The 16,064-nt window shown below is 33.8% G+C and carries 11 protein-coding genes; 2 read left to right on the top strand and 9 right to left on the bottom strand.

The window, feature by feature from the left end; genetic code table 11:
* Nucleotides 1–2 precede the first annotated feature (2 nt).
* A complete protein-coding gene (gene tkt / locus A9G37_RS09225) occupies nucleotides 3–2,009 on the top strand; it encodes a transketolase (RefSeq protein ID WP_034911773.1) in 2,007 nt (668 codons plus the stop codon).
* A gap of 72 nt (nucleotides 2,010–2,081) precedes the next feature.
* On the opposite strand, the gene A9G37_RS09220 is transcribed toward tkt, so the two are convergent.
* The 5 genes from A9G37_RS09220 to A9G37_RS09200 form a co-directional block, all read right to left on the bottom strand.
* Complete coding sequence (locus A9G37_RS09220) at nucleotides 2,082–2,618, bottom strand: sulfatase-like hydrolase/transferase (protein ID WP_238552640.1); 537 nt, start codon at nucleotides 2,616–2,618, stop codon at nucleotides 2,082–2,084.
* A gap of 5 nt (nucleotides 2,619–2,623) precedes the next feature.
* The gene (locus A9G37_RS09215; protein WP_034911766.1) at nucleotides 2,624–3,106 is read right to left on the bottom strand and encodes a sulfatase-like hydrolase/transferase; all 483 of its coding nucleotides are present in this window, start codon (nucleotides 3,104–3,106) and stop codon (nucleotides 2,624–2,626) included.
* A gap of 789 nt (nucleotides 3,107–3,895) precedes the next feature.
* Nucleotides 3,896–5,284 carry an MATE family efflux transporter gene (locus tag A9G37_RS09210; protein WP_034911763.1) on the bottom strand — a complete coding sequence of 463 codons (1,389 nt, stop codon included), beginning with the start codon at nucleotides 5,282–5,284 and terminating at the stop codon, nucleotides 3,896–3,898.
* 8 nt (nucleotides 5,285–5,292) lie between these two features.
* Nucleotides 5,293–6,609 carry a 30S ribosomal protein S12 methylthiotransferase RimO gene (gene rimO / locus A9G37_RS09205; protein WP_034911760.1) on the bottom strand — a complete coding sequence of 439 codons (1,317 nt, stop codon included), beginning with the start codon at nucleotides 6,607–6,609 and terminating at the stop codon, nucleotides 5,293–5,295.
* A gap of 328 nt (nucleotides 6,610–6,937) precedes the next feature.
* Nucleotides 6,938–7,864 carry a siderophore ABC transporter substrate-binding protein gene (locus A9G37_RS09200; protein WP_034911757.1) on the bottom strand — a complete coding sequence of 309 codons (927 nt, stop codon included), beginning with the start codon at nucleotides 7,862–7,864 and terminating at the stop codon, nucleotides 6,938–6,940.
* Between the two features lie 167 nt (nucleotides 7,865–8,031).
* Between A9G37_RS09200 and A9G37_RS09195 the strand changes: the two genes are divergently transcribed.
* A complete protein-coding gene (locus tag A9G37_RS09195; RefSeq protein ID WP_065575334.1) occupies nucleotides 8,032–10,002 on the top strand; it encodes a TonB-dependent receptor domain-containing protein in 1,971 nt (656 codons plus the stop codon).
* Between the two features lie 519 nt (nucleotides 10,003–10,521).
* On the opposite strand, the gene mmuM is transcribed toward A9G37_RS09195, so the two are convergent.
* The 4 genes from mmuM to A9G37_RS09175 all read right to left on the bottom strand — a co-directional run bounded on the left by mmuM (nucleotide 10,522) and on the right by A9G37_RS09175 (nucleotide 16,058).
* On the bottom strand, nucleotides 10,522–11,463 hold the full coding sequence (gene mmuM, locus A9G37_RS09190) for a homocysteine S-methyltransferase (protein WP_065575333.1): 942 nt from the start codon (nucleotides 11,461–11,463) through the stop codon (nucleotides 10,522–10,524).
* Entirely contained in the window at nucleotides 11,450–12,853 is a 1,404-nt protein-coding gene (gene mmuP / locus A9G37_RS09185; protein WP_065575332.1) for an S-methylmethionine permease, read from the bottom strand. The genes mmuM and mmuP overlap by 14 nt, the downstream gene beginning before the upstream one ends.
* A 90-nt stretch (nucleotides 12,854–12,943) precedes the next feature.
* On the bottom strand, nucleotides 12,944–14,236 hold the full coding sequence (locus A9G37_RS09180) for a DUF945 family protein (RefSeq protein WP_065575331.1): 1,293 nt from the start codon (nucleotides 14,234–14,236) through the stop codon (nucleotides 12,944–12,946).
* Nucleotides 14,237–14,549: 313 nt separating this feature from the next.
* Nucleotides 14,550–16,058, bottom strand: coding sequence for a DUF945 family protein (locus A9G37_RS09175; RefSeq protein WP_034911743.1), 1,509 nt, complete (start codon nucleotides 16,056–16,058; stop codon nucleotides 14,550–14,552).
* Nucleotides 16,059–16,064 lie beyond the last annotated feature (6 nt).

The following is a 16,064-nucleotide window of genomic DNA, read 5'->3' as shown; positions in this document are numbered from 1 at the left end:
ACATGAATGCAACCACACTATCTCACCGCGAACTGGCGAATGCGATAAGGGCATTAAGCATGGATGGCGTGCAAAAAGCAAAATCAGGCCATCCTGGTGCGCCAATGGGTATGGCGGATATGGCCGAAGTACTTTGGCGTAGCTTTCTAAAACATAATCCGAACAATCCTAAATGGGCCGATCGTGACCGTTTTGTGTTATCAAATGGTCATGCCTCTATGTTGATTTATAGCCTGTTACATTTAACTGGTTATAACGTGACTATCGATGATTTGAAAAACTTTCGTCAGTTGCATTCAAAAACCGCAGGTCATCCCGAATATGGTCATGTACCTGGTGTTGAAACTACAACGGGTCCGTTAGGTCAAGGTATTGCTAATGCTGTAGGTATGGCTATTGCAGAAAGAACGTTAGCGGCACAATTTAATAAACCAAGTCATACTATTGTTGATCACCATACTTATGTGTTTATGGGGGATGGTTGTATGATGGAAGGTATCTCGCACGAAGTGTGTTCTTTAGCGGGTACCCTAAAATTAGGTAAACTTATCGCATTTTATGATGATAATGGTATTTCGATCGATGGTGAAGTAGAAGGTTGGTTTACTGATGATACCGCAAAGCGATTTGAAGCTTATGGTTGGCATGTTATTGGTGGTATTGATGGCCATGATGCCAAAGCCCTTAAAGAAGCAATCGAGCAAGCTCAAGCCGTAACCGATAAACCATCTTTATTAATGTGTAAAACGGTAATTGGTTTTGGCTCACCAAATAAAGCAGGTAGCCATGAAAGTCATGGTGCACCTTTAGGTGATACTGAAATTGAAGCAACTCGGAAATCATTAGGTTGGAATTATCCTGCTTTTGATATTCCTAAAGATTATTACGATGCTTGGGATGCGAAAGCAAAAGGTAAACAAATAGAAGATGAATGGAATGCTCGTTTTGATGCTTATGCTAAGGCCTATCCTGAATTAGCTAAAGAATTCAAGCGTCGTGTTAATGGTGATTTACCAGCAAATTGGTCTCAAATTGCTAACGATGTAGTGAATAAACTCCAAGCAAATCCAGCAACTATCGCTACTCGTAAAGCATCTCAAAATGCTATCGAAGCATTTGCGCCAGCTTTACCTGAATTTTTAGGTGGTTCGGCTGATTTAGCACCAAGTAATTTGACAATATGGTCAGGATCTAAAGAGATTTTAGCCAATGCTAATGGTAATTATATCCATTATGGTGTGCGTGAATTTGGTATGTCCGCTATTATGAATGGTATTGCGTTACATGGTGGATTTATACCTTATGGTGCAACATTCTTAATGTTTATGGAATATGCACGTAATGCTATTCGAATGGCGGCATTAATGAAAATTCGTGCTTTATTTGTCTATACTCATGATTCAATTGGCTTGGGTGAAGATGGACCAACGCATCAACCTGTTGAACAAATGGCAAGCTTACGCGTTACGCCAAATGTGAGTACTTGGCGCCCATGTGACCAAGTGGAATCAGCTATTGCTTGGCAGTATGGTATTGAGCGCAAAGATGGTCCAACTGCATTAATCTTCTCAAGACAAAATTTAAAACAACAAGAACGTACTGCTGAACAATTAACCAATGTTTATCGAGGCGGTTATATCTTAAATGATTGCACTGGTACACCTGAGCTAATAATTATTGCTACTGGTTCAGAAGTGGAACTTGCCGTTGAAGCTTATCATCAACTCACAAAAGCAGGCAAAAAAGTACGAGTTGTGTCAATGCCGTCAACTGATGCGTTTGATAAACAAGATAGCACTTATAGAGAGTCAGTATTGCCATCGTCAGTGACTGCTCGTATAGTTATTGAAGCAGGTATTAGTGATTACTGGTATAAATATGTTGGTCTTAACGGCAAAGTCGTTGGCATGACAAGCTTTGGTGAGTCGGGTCCAGCTGATCAACTATTTAAAACATTTGGATTTACTGTTGAAAATGTAATAGCTCAGGCAAATAGTTTATTAAAATAATAATGGAATAATTACTAATAAAATGCTATCTGATCTAATGATGGCATTTTATATCTGTCTATGAGTATAAACCTAATAGGGATTAGGATCTTTCTTTAGTTTATCAAATTGATATAATGTATTGTTATCCCAGTCTTTAACTTCGATGTTTTGTTGTTCTGATATCTGAGAAAGTTCGTTTTCCATATAATTATGGTTTACATCTAATTTTACTCCCATCCAGTTACTCAATAAATAAACTAGTTGAAATCCCGATACTTGTTTATTGATTTTTTGTTGGAGTGATTTATCTGAATCAAAAAAGATAAATGGGACACGATAACTATCTTGATATTCTGAATTGTGTCTTAAGTCATTATGTTGATCTGCATGCGCAAGTTCATGATCTGCAAAGTAAACCACTGAATAATCTTGATCATATTTTTTTAGTATATTGATAGTTTGTGCAATAAGATCATCTGTTTCTTTAATACTACTAACATAACATGATATATTTTTATTATTCAGATCAAACTGCACATTAAATTCTAATCGTTTACAAGAGTTAGAGTGTGAACCGATTAGGTGAATAACAATAAGCTTTGGTTTGCTATTTTTTGTCGATAAAATATTATCTAATTCGGGTAATAATAAAGTATCATGCTTTCCTTTCGATGATTTACCATTATATTCGCCTTTTTAGTGTAAAATGAATGTTGTGCATAAGAGGCAATGCGTGGTACCGTAATTTCAATTGTGCCTAATTTACCTTGATTTGATAACCAATAAGTTTCAAATCCTGCATCATTAGCAATGCTAACAATATTATTATTTAGTTGTGCATTTACTTTTTTGTCGTCTAAAAAGATTGATTGGCTAATTAAATGTTGAATTGATGATTGGGTATTTGGTGCTGACGCTATTAATCCATCCCAAATAATGCTAGCATGAATACGGGTAAAAGGTGTATTGTCATATTTAAAACCATAAGCGCTCATATAGTCTTTGCGAACACTTTCGCCAATAATAATATAGTTCTTTTTTTCTTGAAAATAAAGTTTTGCACTATCGTAAAATGAGAGAGAAAACTCAAAAATAGGATACTTTAAGTTATTCAATAAAGTAGTTGATATTGTATTGAAAAAATTTGGATTATATTTTATTACAGCTTTAATTGGTCTATAAAAACATAGCCCTAATACAAAAATAAGTAAATAGAAATTGTTAGTTTTTGGAAATGAAAATCTTTTAAATAATATAATAAAAATTAATGCTAAGATTAGAGGAGCAAAATAAAAATAAACTGATAGCTGTGAACAGAATTCCGTTATTTCATCAAAATCTGTTTCAGCAATAGCACTAATTACGGCAACATTAGGTGGACCATAATAAAATTCAATAGGAAAATAGATAGCAGCTATTACAAACCAAATGCAAAAAAAATTCGAAAAAAGTAAGTCGAGCTAAAAAGATAAGAGAAAAGTAAGTTAGGAATATGCGATCAAATCTTTGTGGAAAGCTTAATAAATAAGATCGAAAGGCAAAGACACACTCCGTGTGAAAGTATATTTTCTTTTTTTATCATAGTAACTGTATTTATTATATCAATTTTTGATTTCAAGGATTATAGATTTATTCAATTATTTGAAAATAGTTTTTGATAAAAAAATATCCAATATTTTAATTATAGGTGTTAGTATCAACGAAAAAGAAAGTAAAGAAGTTTCCTATGTCTAGGGCTGGCTTACCATTATGGATTAAAGCTAGGACTTCGATAGGATGGCTACTTGTCCATAATTATTGAAAGATCAACTTATTTATTTTTAGTTATTGAACAACCAATAAATTGTTATTAATAAAATAAGGTTAATCTTTTTTATTTTGTTGAATGTCTTAAATAAATAACTTTATCTTGATGCACGTACTAAAATAGCTTCAACGGGTTGTTTTTGAATATAGATCATCCTAGCTATTAATAGAAATGCTGCCACAGCAAGTCCAGAAATAATTCCTATCCAAAAGCCAGCTGCGCCAATTGGCTGAATGATTAGGTCGGTTAATCCTAGAACATAACCAACAGGCAATCCGACTACCCAATAAGAAAGTAGAGTAATAAAAAAGATACTTTTAGTGTCTTTATAACCTCGAAGCACATTACTAGCTACTACTTGTAAATAGTCAGACGTTTGATAAATAGCGAGTAAAATAATAAGTTGCATACAAATAGCAATTACAGCATTTTCTTGTGTAAATATGGTGATGATTTGTGAACTAAAAATAACTAAAATTAGTGCAACTATAATGGCGATTACTAAGGATATGGCTAAACTAATGTAAGAAGTTTGTTTGGCTAAAACTGTTTTTCTTTTGCCTAGTAAATAGCCAACACGAATACTGGTTGCAACTCCTAGCGATAATGGAATAGCAAAGGTTAAACTGCTGATGGTGAATATAATTTGATGTGCAGCAACGGTTATTTGACCTAATGGGGCAATTAATAATGCAATCACAGCAAATAAGCTCATTTCAAAAAAGTAAGCAAGTGCAAGAGGAGTACCAAGCACAACAATTTTTTTGATTATAGCAAAATCAATTAGTTTGGTGATTGGTGTTAGGCGAATGTCGCGTTGGTTTGTGCTAGTGAGTGTATATAAGCGTATTAATATAAACATTAACCAAAATATTATTGAGGCAGTGATTCCACATCCTACACCACCAAAAGCAGGTAAGCCTAATTTGCCATAGATTAATATATAGTTGATAGGGATGTTGGTGATTAGTGCAATAAAGATGATGACCATCGCTGGTTTGGTATTGGATAATCCCTCACATTGATTGCGGTAAACTAAAAATAGCAAGAAAGCTGGTACACCCCACATTATGGCACGTAAAAATTTGACTGCCACGTCCATCATTTCTGGATCAATAGGGTGATCGTTCGAGCTTCTTAAGTTTATTATTAGGTCGGAATGATATAGAAGTAACATCATAAGCATTGATAATACCAATGCGATGACAACGCCTTGGCGGGTATGATCGGCAACTAGGTTTCGTTTAGCTGCACCATTTAGATTTGAAATAATTGGTGTTAAAACGGTGAGTAAACCTTGTCCAAATAAGATGGTAGGTAACCATATCGAGACAGCAATGGCAACTCCAGAAAGTGCCGTTTTACTATAATTGCCTGCCATAATGGTATCAACAAAGGTGATCGCAGTTTGTGATATTTGCGCGATAAGCACTGGAACTGCCAATTTAACCAGATTTTTTACTTCGTGTTTATAATGTTGTTTCATGGTGTTAATTAACGTTTAACCGTTCCCCATAGATCGTACTCATCGGAATGCTCAATGTTAACCTGAACAATATCACCTACATTAACTTGGTTTTCTTCGTTTAGATAAACAACGCCATCAATTTCTGGGGCGTCAGCCATGCTACGACCTATTGTACCTTCTTCATCAATTTCGTCAACAATAACATCTAATGTTTTGCCAATTTTTGCTTGTAATTTTTGCGTTGAGATTTTTTGCTGTAATTGCATAAAGCGATCAAAACGTTCTTGTTTAATTGTTTCTGGAATTTGATTAGCAAGTTTATTGGCTTCAGCGCCTTCTATGGGGCTGTATGGAAAACAGCCAACACGATCTAGCTGTGCTTGCGACAAAAAGTTGAGCAGTAATTCAAAATCTTGTTCTGTTTCGCCGGGATAACCAACAATAAAGGTTGAACGTAACGTGATATCAGGACAGATTTCTCTCCATTTATGGATACGTTCTAAGGTTCTTTCAATGGTTCCAGGCCGTTTCATTGATTTTAAAATTGTTGGACTTGCGTGTTGTAATGGTACATCCAAATAAGGCAAGATTTTACCATCTGCCATTAATGGAATTAGATTATCGACACTTGGATAAGGATACATATAATGCAATCTGACCCAAATTCCCAAACTTGATAATTGTTCGCAAAGCGTTTGAATATCAGTTTTTAATGGCATTCCATTCCAGAAACTGGTCCTGTTTTTGATATCAACGCCGTAAGCTGAAGTGTCTTGTGCAATAACTAATAATTCCTTAACACCACTGTCGGCTAGTCGTTTTGCTTCATCAAGTACGTTACCAATAGGGCGACTAATCATTTTACCTCGTAATGATGGAATAATGCAAAATGTACAACTATGGTTACAACCTTCAGAAATTTTTAGGTAAGCAAAATGTTTTGGTGTTAGTTTTATACCTTGTTGGGGAATTAGACTGGTAAATGGATTATAAGCAGGTTTTGGTGCATATTTATTAACATGATTTAGTACTGCTTCATAGCTGTGTGGGCCAGATATTTCAAGTACTTTTGGGTGTACAGTCCTAATTTGATCTTCTTTGGCACCAAGGCATCCGGTTACAATGACTTTGCCGTTTTCATTAAGAGCTTCGCCGATTGCTTCTAAAGATTCTTGTACTGCACTGTCAATAAATCCACAAGTGTTTACAATGACAAGATCGGCATTATCATAGCTAGGTACGACTTGATAACCTTGCGTACGTAGTTCGGTTAAAATTCGTTCAGAGTCAACTAAATTTTTAGGACAGCCAAGGCTCACAAATCCAATTGTAGGAGGTAACATATTCATAGTATTTATAATAGTGTGTTATATTAAAGAGGTATTGTTTGAGAATTCAATAAACTATATTTGTTAATTATCGTTTACAAATCAAAATAAAGATGGCATTTTATCACATTTCATCATAGTTGATATACCGATTTTCTAATTTCAAATTTACATTAACAATGTTTTGGCTTATCTATTAAGTATTAGTAATAACTCGGAAAGTAGTTCGTTTGAATAAAAAAAAATTATTTATTGAGTATTTCTCTGATATTTATCAGTATAAAATAAAGCCTTTATTGACAATAAAGGCTATTTAAAAAAGAAAGTTAACAATCAAGTTATATTATCTTAATGCATTAGTGACTTCGTCTATTTGACGATTTATGCTTTCAGCACCACCACCTGATAGATACCAAAGATCAGGGGTTAAATAAACAACCTGTGCTTTGCTTTTGTTTAATACTTTTTGTGAAAAAAAGTGCTCAGCCATACCTTGATTGCCGATTGCTTTGCTACGATCAACAACAAAAATAATATCAGGTTTGACTGATTTAATGTAATTATCATCAATAAAAATTGGTTTTGGTTTGCCTATTAAGTTATTTGCGGGCATAACGGTGAGTGGTACCGCTCGTTTAACATCTAGTACATCGTGAATCAATGCCGCGCTGGAACTTGAATTGATAAGAATCATCTTCCCATCGTTATGAATAGCAACAATAGCTTTTTTAGAACTAGCTTCGGCTACTGCTCGGGCATGTTGAATTTTTTCATCTAATGACTGAATAATATTATCAGCTTTACTCTCTGTGCCTGTAATATTTGCCAGTAGGTGGATATGATTTTTGGTTGATTCAACATAATTTTGGGCGTTAACACTTAAATTAATGACTGGTGCAATTTTAGATAGATCTTCAGTTTTACTAGCTTGACGGCCATCAATAATAATTAAATCTGGCTTAACTTGTCTGATTGCATCAATATTGGGTTCTTTCATATTGCCTGTATCGGTAATTGATTTTTTGTTAAATTGTTGCAAATAAGAAGGGATAACTGATAGTGGAGTTGCAACAACTATCGAACCTTTACCTAGCGCCTCTAAAGTATCTAATGCCCCATAGTTCATGACAACAACTTTTTCGGGCAACTTAGGAACTTGTACCGTTTGGTTGTTGGCAGTTACACTCATTGTTGTCGTTGATTGGCAACCAGTTAAACTTAATATAATCGATGCAATACTACTTAAAAATATCTTTTTCTTTTTATTCATCTCAATTTTCCTGTTTTTATATAAATGATAATTATTATCATTTAACAAAAAGGATTTGTCTAGCTATAAATAATTTTTTAAAGATATTGATAATCATTCTCATATAGTGTAGTCTTCATATATCTTATAAATCTATAAATGTCATTATAAATAATAGGGTTATAACAATGAAAGCAAAAAAGAAGATTAAATTGGCTACAAATGTCATTAATACTAGTATTTTGTTGTCATTATCGACAGCTGCTATAGCAGCTAGCAATTCAGATACTGACACCATGGTTGTTACTGCATCGGGGTTTTCTCAACAAGTCAAAGAAGCACCGGCTACCATTTCGGTAATTACACCAGAAGAAATTGAAAAAAAACCTTATCGTGATGTCACAGATGCGTTGAAGGATATTCCTGGAGTAAATATTACTGGTGGTGGTGATTCTACTGATATTAGTATTCGAGGCATGGATGCCAAATATACCCTAATATTAGTAGATGGCAAAAAGGTTAGTACCCGCGAAACAAGACCAAATAGTGATAATTCAGGATTTGAACAAGGATGGTTACCACCATTAACGGCAATTGAACGTATTGAGGTTGTGCGAGGCCCTATGTCGTCATTATATGGTTCTGATGCGATGGGAGGGGTTGTTAATATTATTACCAAAAAAGTGTCAAATAAATGGCAAAGTGGTATACGTTTAGAATCGGTTATTCCTTATCGTTCAAAAGAAAAAGATACATATACTGGCAGTTTTTCGACCATGGGACCGATTATTGATGACGTTTTAGGTATACAACTTTATGGGCAGTATTCAAATCGTCATGAAGATAAATTTCTTGCTGGTCATGCAGGACAAAAATTACGTAGTTTAAATGGTAAATTGTCTTTAAATGCTACAGACACACAAAAATTTGATCTCGATTTTGGACGAGCTTTACAAAATAGTAATGCAACTGCAGGAAAAACAAGAGATAAATCTAGAAGTGATTTTAATAGAGATAATAGACGAAATACGTTTGCTTTAACACATAATGGTTTGTTTGGTGATGTCTCTACAACTTCATTTGTCTCTTATGAAGGAAATAATAACCCAAAAAGGAACATGAAAATTCGTAATACGGATGTAGATACACGTGTTACTATTCCTTTTAGTATTAACATGCTGACTTTAGGCGGAAAATATAATTATCAAGAGTTGCATGACGAAGGAAATCAACTAAAAACGACATTATCTAAAATTGATCGTTGGAATTATGCGTTATTTGGAGAAGATGAGTTACGTATTTTAGAAAATTGGAGTTTAACATTAGGATTACGTTATAACAAAGATGAAAATTATGGCAGCAACTGGAACCCAAGGGTTTACAGTGTGTGGAATATTGATGATAACTTTACGTTAAAAGGTGGTTATTCTACTGGTTATGCTACACCACAATTACGTTATGTTGTGACAGATTGGGGGCAAGTCACTGGTGGTGGATATTCTGATGGTGTAATCATTGGAAATCCAGCTTTAAAACCAGAAAAAACAAATAATTTCGAAATTGGTATAGGTTATACCAATGATTATGGTATTGATGCTTCTGCAACTGCATTTTACACAAAATATAAAGACAAAATTCAATCATATTATATTTGTAATCGTAAAAAAGGAAGCAAGTGCTTATTGAATGGTTATAGTAAAAAGTTTGACTTTATACAGGGCCGTGAAAATGTAGGTAAAGCCGATCTTAAAGGTCTTGAGCTTTCATTCAAAACGCCTTTATTTACTGATTTCTTATTCACATCTAACTATTCTTGGACAAAAACAGAACAAAAAAGTGGCCAATTTAAAGGACGATCTTTAAATCGAACCCCTAAACAAAAATTCAATACTCAATTAGATTGGTATGTCACCCAACAATGGGATTTATGGACAAAAATGGCCTATTATGGCATGGAATCGTCTAATAGCCGTGATGGCACAAAAGTTGAATATCCTGGTTATACTTTCTGGGACATCGGTGCATCTTATCAAGTACATAAACAAGCTAAGATTTATGCTGGAGTTTATAATCTATTTGACAAAAATGTAACTAACGATGATTTTGGTAAAACCTTAGAAGGTAGACGATACTTTGTAGGTACTGAGGTCAATTTTTAATCGCTAAGCAAATTTAATTTTGTCTATAATCTTTAAGGCGGCTTTTTAATATAGCTGCCTTTTTAATCATATTATTCAATTAAATATTATTTAATCTGATCTTACAATTAAACTTGTGTATTTATTTATTAATTGCTTAATATGGTAATTTATTAAAAAATAGATATATTTATCTAAAACAGGAAAAGTGAAACGATTCGGTTTATTTTAGAAAAGTTAATTGCTTCCTTCAAGTGATAGATAGTAAAAATTTAGGATGGAACATTGCACTTATTTGTAGTGCTATTAATTGCGATTTATAATCAAATGAATTAAATTTAATAATTAATTGTTCAGTAGTTTTTCATTGTACTAGGGAATTATTAATTGGACTATCAGGCTTTAACTTGATAGAAGAAAATAAAATCAAGTGTTTAACTGATGGTTTTGTTGGTTTAATTTGATTGGATTTGAAGCCGTTTAAGATATTGTCGCAAAACTACAATAGATCTTCATGCTCAAAATCCAATCACAATAAAATTAATAATCCTTTAATAATCTCACAATCTCTTTAATCTCATTCGGTGTTGTTTGGCAGCAACCGCCAATTAATTTTGCACCTAATTTTGTCCAGGTTGGTAGTTGATTTTTGAAGGTGCAATCATGTTGATGGTTCTTGTGCCACTGTTTTGTTATTGGATCATATTGTTCACCTGAATTTGGATAAACAATTAATGGTTTGGTTGTAAGCTTATTTAGCACTTCTAATGCTGGAGTAACACTTTCTAACGCAATGCAGTTAATACCAAGGCTTACAATTTGCTCGAAGTTGTTTAAATAATCTATTATTTGTGATAATGGTGTGCCATCGCTAAGATGCTGGGTATCTTTTAATGTAAACGAAAACCATGCATTGATAGTTGGAAACTGCTGTATCAATTTAACTAACGCTTTAATTTCAGCAAAAGAAGGTAACGTTTCACAAGCAAGGATATCAACTTGGGCATCTATTAAGGCTTGAATGCGATCACGGTGAAAATCAATAAATTCAGCTTCAGTTAGTTGATAGTCGCCAGTATATTCTGCCCCATTTGCAAGATATGCTCCATAGGGACCAACTGACCCAGCAATCAGTAAAGTTTTATTTTGCTTTGTTTCATTCAAATACTGCTGTTTAGCTTGCTGTGCGAGTTTAACGCTTTTTTTTATTAATTTGATAGATTCATCAAACGTAATTTCTTTTTTTTCAAACCCTACTGGTGTGGCTTGATAGCTAGCGGTGATAGCGCAATCGGCGCCAGCTTTAAAATAGTCATAATGAACTTGATAGATCAGTTCGGGTTTTTCAATTAATACTTTTGCGGACCATAGACTATCATTAAGATCGCATCCACGGCGTTGTAGTTCGCTTGCTAGTGCACCATCAATAATAATGTAATTTTTTTGTTTGAATAGTGCACAAATTGGATTATAACTTGTCATCTTTTACTGCTCGTTTTTGATAAGATTGGGTAAAGTGATGCGCAATAAAACAGACAATTACAAAAGGAATACCGCAATAAAGCGCAATGCGTTGTTCTGGATCGAATGCTAAACCAATGCAAGCAATCAAGCACAAAATAAACCCTAAAATTGGCACAAAAGGGTAAAATGGTGCTTTATATTTTAAGGTGTTTTTTTGAGTTTCTGATAGTTGCTTTCTAAAAAAGTAATGTGAAGCGCAAATACTTAACCAAACTGCTACCACGGCGAAACCAGAAATAGCGGTTAATGCTACAAATACAGTATCAGGAGCTATCACGCTTGAAAATAACGCTAACAATCCACCAAGCATACTTACTGTAATAGCGATCATTGGAATACCTTTATTGGTTAATTTAGCAAAGCACTTTGGTAGTGTACCTTGATTAGACAACGACCACATCATACGCCCAGAGGCATAAAGTCCTGAATTAGCGGCTGATAAAATAGCAGTTAAAATGACAAAATTAAATATATCAGCAGCATATGGAATACCGATATTTTCAAATACCATTACAAATGGACTAGTAATAACGCCAGCTTGATCCATAGGTAGTAGAGCGGCTAACACTATAATTGTTCCAATAAAAAAGAGAATCAATCTTAAAATTGTTGTTTTAATGGCCAGTGGAATTGATTTTTCGGGATTATGAGTTTCGCCCGCAGCAATACCAATTAACTCGGTACCAGAAAAGGCAAAATTAACTGAAACCATCGTCATGATAATTGGTGTTATACCATTAGGAAACCAGCCGTTATCGGTAATATTGTGTAAAAAAGGTGCTGGCATGTCATTTTTCATAGGAACAAAACCAAAGATAGCAGCAGCTCCAGCAACAATAAAAATAATAATAGTGATGACTTTAATGATTGAAAACCAAAATTCACTTTCGGCAAAGAATTGAGCGGTTATAATGTTTAATGCAAAGATTACGATACAAAAAATTAAACACCAAATCCAGACCGAAACAGTAGGGAACCAATACTTCATACATAAGCCAGCTGCGGTTAGACTTGAACCAAGTGCCACTGTCCAAGTTAACCAATACAGCCAAGCAACGGTATAACCAGTGCCAGGACTAATAAAGCGAGAAGCATAAGTGTGAAATGCACCTGTTTCAGGCATAGCGACAGCCAGTTCGCCTAGGCACAACATCACTAAATAAACAACTAATGCACCAATTAAATAAGCAATAATAGCGCCAATAGCCCCAGCAGTAGCAATAATATAACCAGTATTAAAAAATAAACCTGTGCCAATAACGCCACCCAGTGACAACATAATTAAATGACGGGTTTTCATGGTTCGTTTAAATTGGTTTTCTGTTGTGGATGATGAATTTGTATTCATAAATTTTTTTGCTTAAGTTAAAAAATAATAAAATTCCGCCAAAATTAGTGGCGGAACTAAATAGGTTAATTTGAATAATAAATTAGCTAATTATAATTGTTCAAAGAATTCTTTTTTTGTTACTTTTTTACCATTTACGTTAACTTCATCACTATCTTTGGTTAGGCTTATATCAGAATAGATACCTTTGGTTTTACCATTGCTTGAAGTAAAATATTGAGAGCTACTAATGAAAAATGCGGACATCATTTGTAGGTTTTGATTTGCTTTAGCAATTTGTTCTGGTGTTACCGTGTTAGAGTTAGGGTTTTCGATCTGTGCGGACGTATACGCTAATACATCAAATGGTGCTTCAAGTTTTAATTTTAGTGAGTCAATTTTATCGTAATCAGCTTCATCAATAGCTGTACTATCTACATCAGACATACTGAAAATTAGGTTAAGATTAATATCGCCTGCAGGATTGTGCCAATTCAATTTATTTAACGAAAAATTAATATAATGCTTTTGTTCTGTATCATCTGAGTCAGGATAACCTATTCCCAATTGATTAGTGAATAGATGCTTATCAAGTCCTTTAAAATCAATATCTATCGAGCCATAACCTAGATTTTGTTGTCCATAAATAATTGAATCTACACTACTTGAAAATGATCCATCGACAGTATTGGTGACGTCATTTAGGACATTTTTTTCGTCCATAACGAATTTATTAATAACAACCGAAACTGGTTTTGAATTAAATGATGCAGGGTAGGTTAATAAAATTTTATCAATTTCAATTTTAGTTGATATGTCAGAGCCAGTAGTATAACTACCAAAGGTGTACTTGCCTTCACCAAGTTCTAATGCACTATCAATTCTTGGAAAGAATGGAACTTCATTTTGGGTAACTTTTATTGCTTTGCTTGCTAGTTTAACGGTGATATATTCACCATAACTTATACCTGCATGTCCTGTAATAAAAGGCTGATTGCCCGCTAGCTTCCAAAGTGTCGGATTAGTTTGTTCGCTCATTTCATATTCTAACCAAGCCATTTTAGGCGCAAAACTTCCTTTGGCGAGTGCAGCGATAGGAAATGGACCATGATGAATAGTAACATCATCAGAAAATAAGGTTTTTGGTTGAGCATCGTCGCCTGTAGCATTTTGGAGTGATGCTGTAATAGTTAAATGCAATTTAGTTGAAAAGATATTCTTTTCATAATTACTTTTTATAATATTAAACGTGAAATCGTTTTGAGTTTGATTAATTTTGTTTGTAATTTGTACCAATTCATTATCGATGTTATTTTCGATCATGTTGCCTGTATGCCATGCAGTGCCTACGTAAGCAACCCCTAATACAGCAAATATTCCTATAGCAAGTGTGGTTTTTTTCATTATAGTTCTCTTAGTTATTTATTATATTTTAAATTATCATTCCTGATGATTTATAAAATCAACCAGCAAACTTTTAATATATTCAAAGTGATAAATTAATTGTAATCCTGGTTGTTATAATTTTAATCGATTTGAGCTTTCTAGGCGATAGTTTTTTGATTTTTTGTAAAATGCACCTATACAAGTTTAAATAAGTACCCTAGCATATTATGGTGCATATATTGTTAACTACTACGCTTGAATCTAAAATAATCGCCAAATTAACCAATATCATTGAAACATTTTATAATTTTTTTAGTGTCGCTAAAATAAATTAGAAATTTCCAAAAAAATCTTTTTTATCTAGTAATTGTCCATTTACCTTTACGCTTTGATTGCCTTTTGTATACTCCACATTAGAATAGATACCTTCTGTTTGATCTTTATTAAAGATAAAAAATGGTGATCTACTAAAAAACATTTTGGCATTGGTTTTTATTACAGCGCTTTCTTTTGCAATTTGTTCTGATGTAACTTGCTTAGTGTTAGGGTTTTGGATTTGTGCGGACAAACTAGCTAAAACATCAAACGGAGCTTCGAGATTGAATTTAAGTGTATTTATTTTGTCATAGTTTTCTACATCAGTATTTGAGCTATTTATTTCTGATATATTAAACAATAAGTTAACATTAATGTCGCCACTAGCATTGTGCCAATTCAATTTATTTAACGAAAATTCAATATTGTGTTTGTCGCTCTCACTTATGTCAGGATCAGTTGTTTCAAAGTGAGGATCGAAAAATTGTCTACCAACCCCTTTGAAGTTGATATCAAATGATCCACTACCTAGATTTTGTTGACCATAAATAATCGAACCAATACGACTTACAAGCGAACCTTCAATTGTATTATTGCTGTCATTTAAGATATTTTTTTGACTCATCACAATTTTGTCAATAATCACTGATTCGTTTTTCGGTGTGGATGATTTGAAATTTAATGTAATTTTATCAATACTGCTTTGCTCATCAATATTTCGATTTTTGTAGTTAGCACGACCTTTTGATTTTAAGTTGTCAATATTAAAATTCCCTTTTGAAAGATAGCTATCAAAACTGTATTTAACCTTTCTGATGTTAAATTCATAATCGAAGTCTTCAATGGTGTTAAGTGGTCTTAATGACATATTAATGTCATCAAAGTTAAAATTATTACCGTCAGAAAGAAAAAACAATTTATCCAGATGCACTTTAGCCTTGCCGTCAGAACCATCGGCATAGCAACTAAATGTATAGCTGCCATGGCTAATATCCAAGATACTATCATCAATGGCAGGGATTTCGGCTTGGGTCATTTTAATCGCTTTGCTTGCTAGATTAACGGTAATATATTCGTCATAACTCACGCTTGTATGTCCACTAATAAACGGTCGATTGCCCGCTAGTTTCCAAAGTGTTGGATTTGCTTGTTGACTCATTTCATATTGTAACCAAGCCAATTGTGGGGAAAAAGTCCCTTTTGCAAGCGCAGCAATAGGAAAAGGACCATGATGGATAGTGACATCGTCATCAAATAAGGTTTTTGGATAATTACCTTGAATAGTCGATTCACGTGGTGATACGGCCACTGTTAAATGTACTTTTGTTGAAAAAACACCCTTGTCATAATGGTTTTTAGTAACAGAAAATGTGAAAAGATCTTGGGACAGGTTAACTTTGTTTATGATTAGTGCTAATTGGTCATCAATATGCTCTTCAATCATATTACCGCTGTACCATGATGTACCTGCATAAGCCATACCTAATACAGCAATTATTCCTATAGTAAGTGTGCTTTTTTTCATTGTGGC

The organism is Gilliamella sp. GillExp13, from assembly GCF_001690815.1.
GTDB lineage: Bacteria > Pseudomonadota > Gammaproteobacteria > Enterobacterales > Orbaceae > Gilliamella > Gilliamella bombi.
Note: the sequence above shows the minus strand (reverse complement) of the source record. Positions and strands in the feature narration are given on the sequence as shown.

What these genes read in the sequence shown, in the direction of transcription:
- tkt (WP_034911773.1), top strand. Translation starts at nt 3, where the DNA reads ATGAATGCAACCACACTATCTCACCGCGAACTGGCGAATGCGATAAGG.
- A9G37_RS09210 (WP_034911763.1), bottom strand. Translation starts at nt 5,284, where the DNA reads ATGAAACAACATTATAAACACGAAGTAAAAAATCTGGTTAAATTGGCA.
- rimO (WP_034911760.1), bottom strand. Translation starts at nt 6,609, where the DNA reads ATGTTACCTCCTACAATTGGATTTGTGAGCCTTGGCTGTCCTAAAAAT.
- A9G37_RS09200 (WP_034911757.1), bottom strand. Translation starts at nt 7,864, where the DNA reads ATGAATAAAAAGAAAAAGATATTTTTAAGTAGTATTGCATCGATTATA.
- A9G37_RS09195 (WP_065575334.1), top strand. Translation starts at nt 8,032, where the DNA reads ATGAAAGCAAAAAAGAAGATTAAATTGGCTACAAATGTCATTAATACT.
- mmuM (WP_065575333.1), bottom strand. Translation starts at nt 11,463, where the DNA reads ATGACAAGTTATAATCCAATTTGTGCACTATTCAAACAAAAAAATTAC.
- mmuP (WP_065575332.1), bottom strand. Translation starts at nt 12,853, where the DNA reads ATGAATACAAATTCATCATCCACAACAGAAAACCAATTTAAACGAACC.
- A9G37_RS09180 (WP_065575331.1), bottom strand. Translation starts at nt 14,236, where the DNA reads ATGAAAAAAACCACACTTGCTATAGGAATATTTGCTGTATTAGGGGTT.
- A9G37_RS09175 (WP_034911743.1), bottom strand. Translation starts at nt 16,058, where the DNA reads ATGAAAAAAAGCACACTTACTATAGGAATAATTGCTGTATTAGGTATG.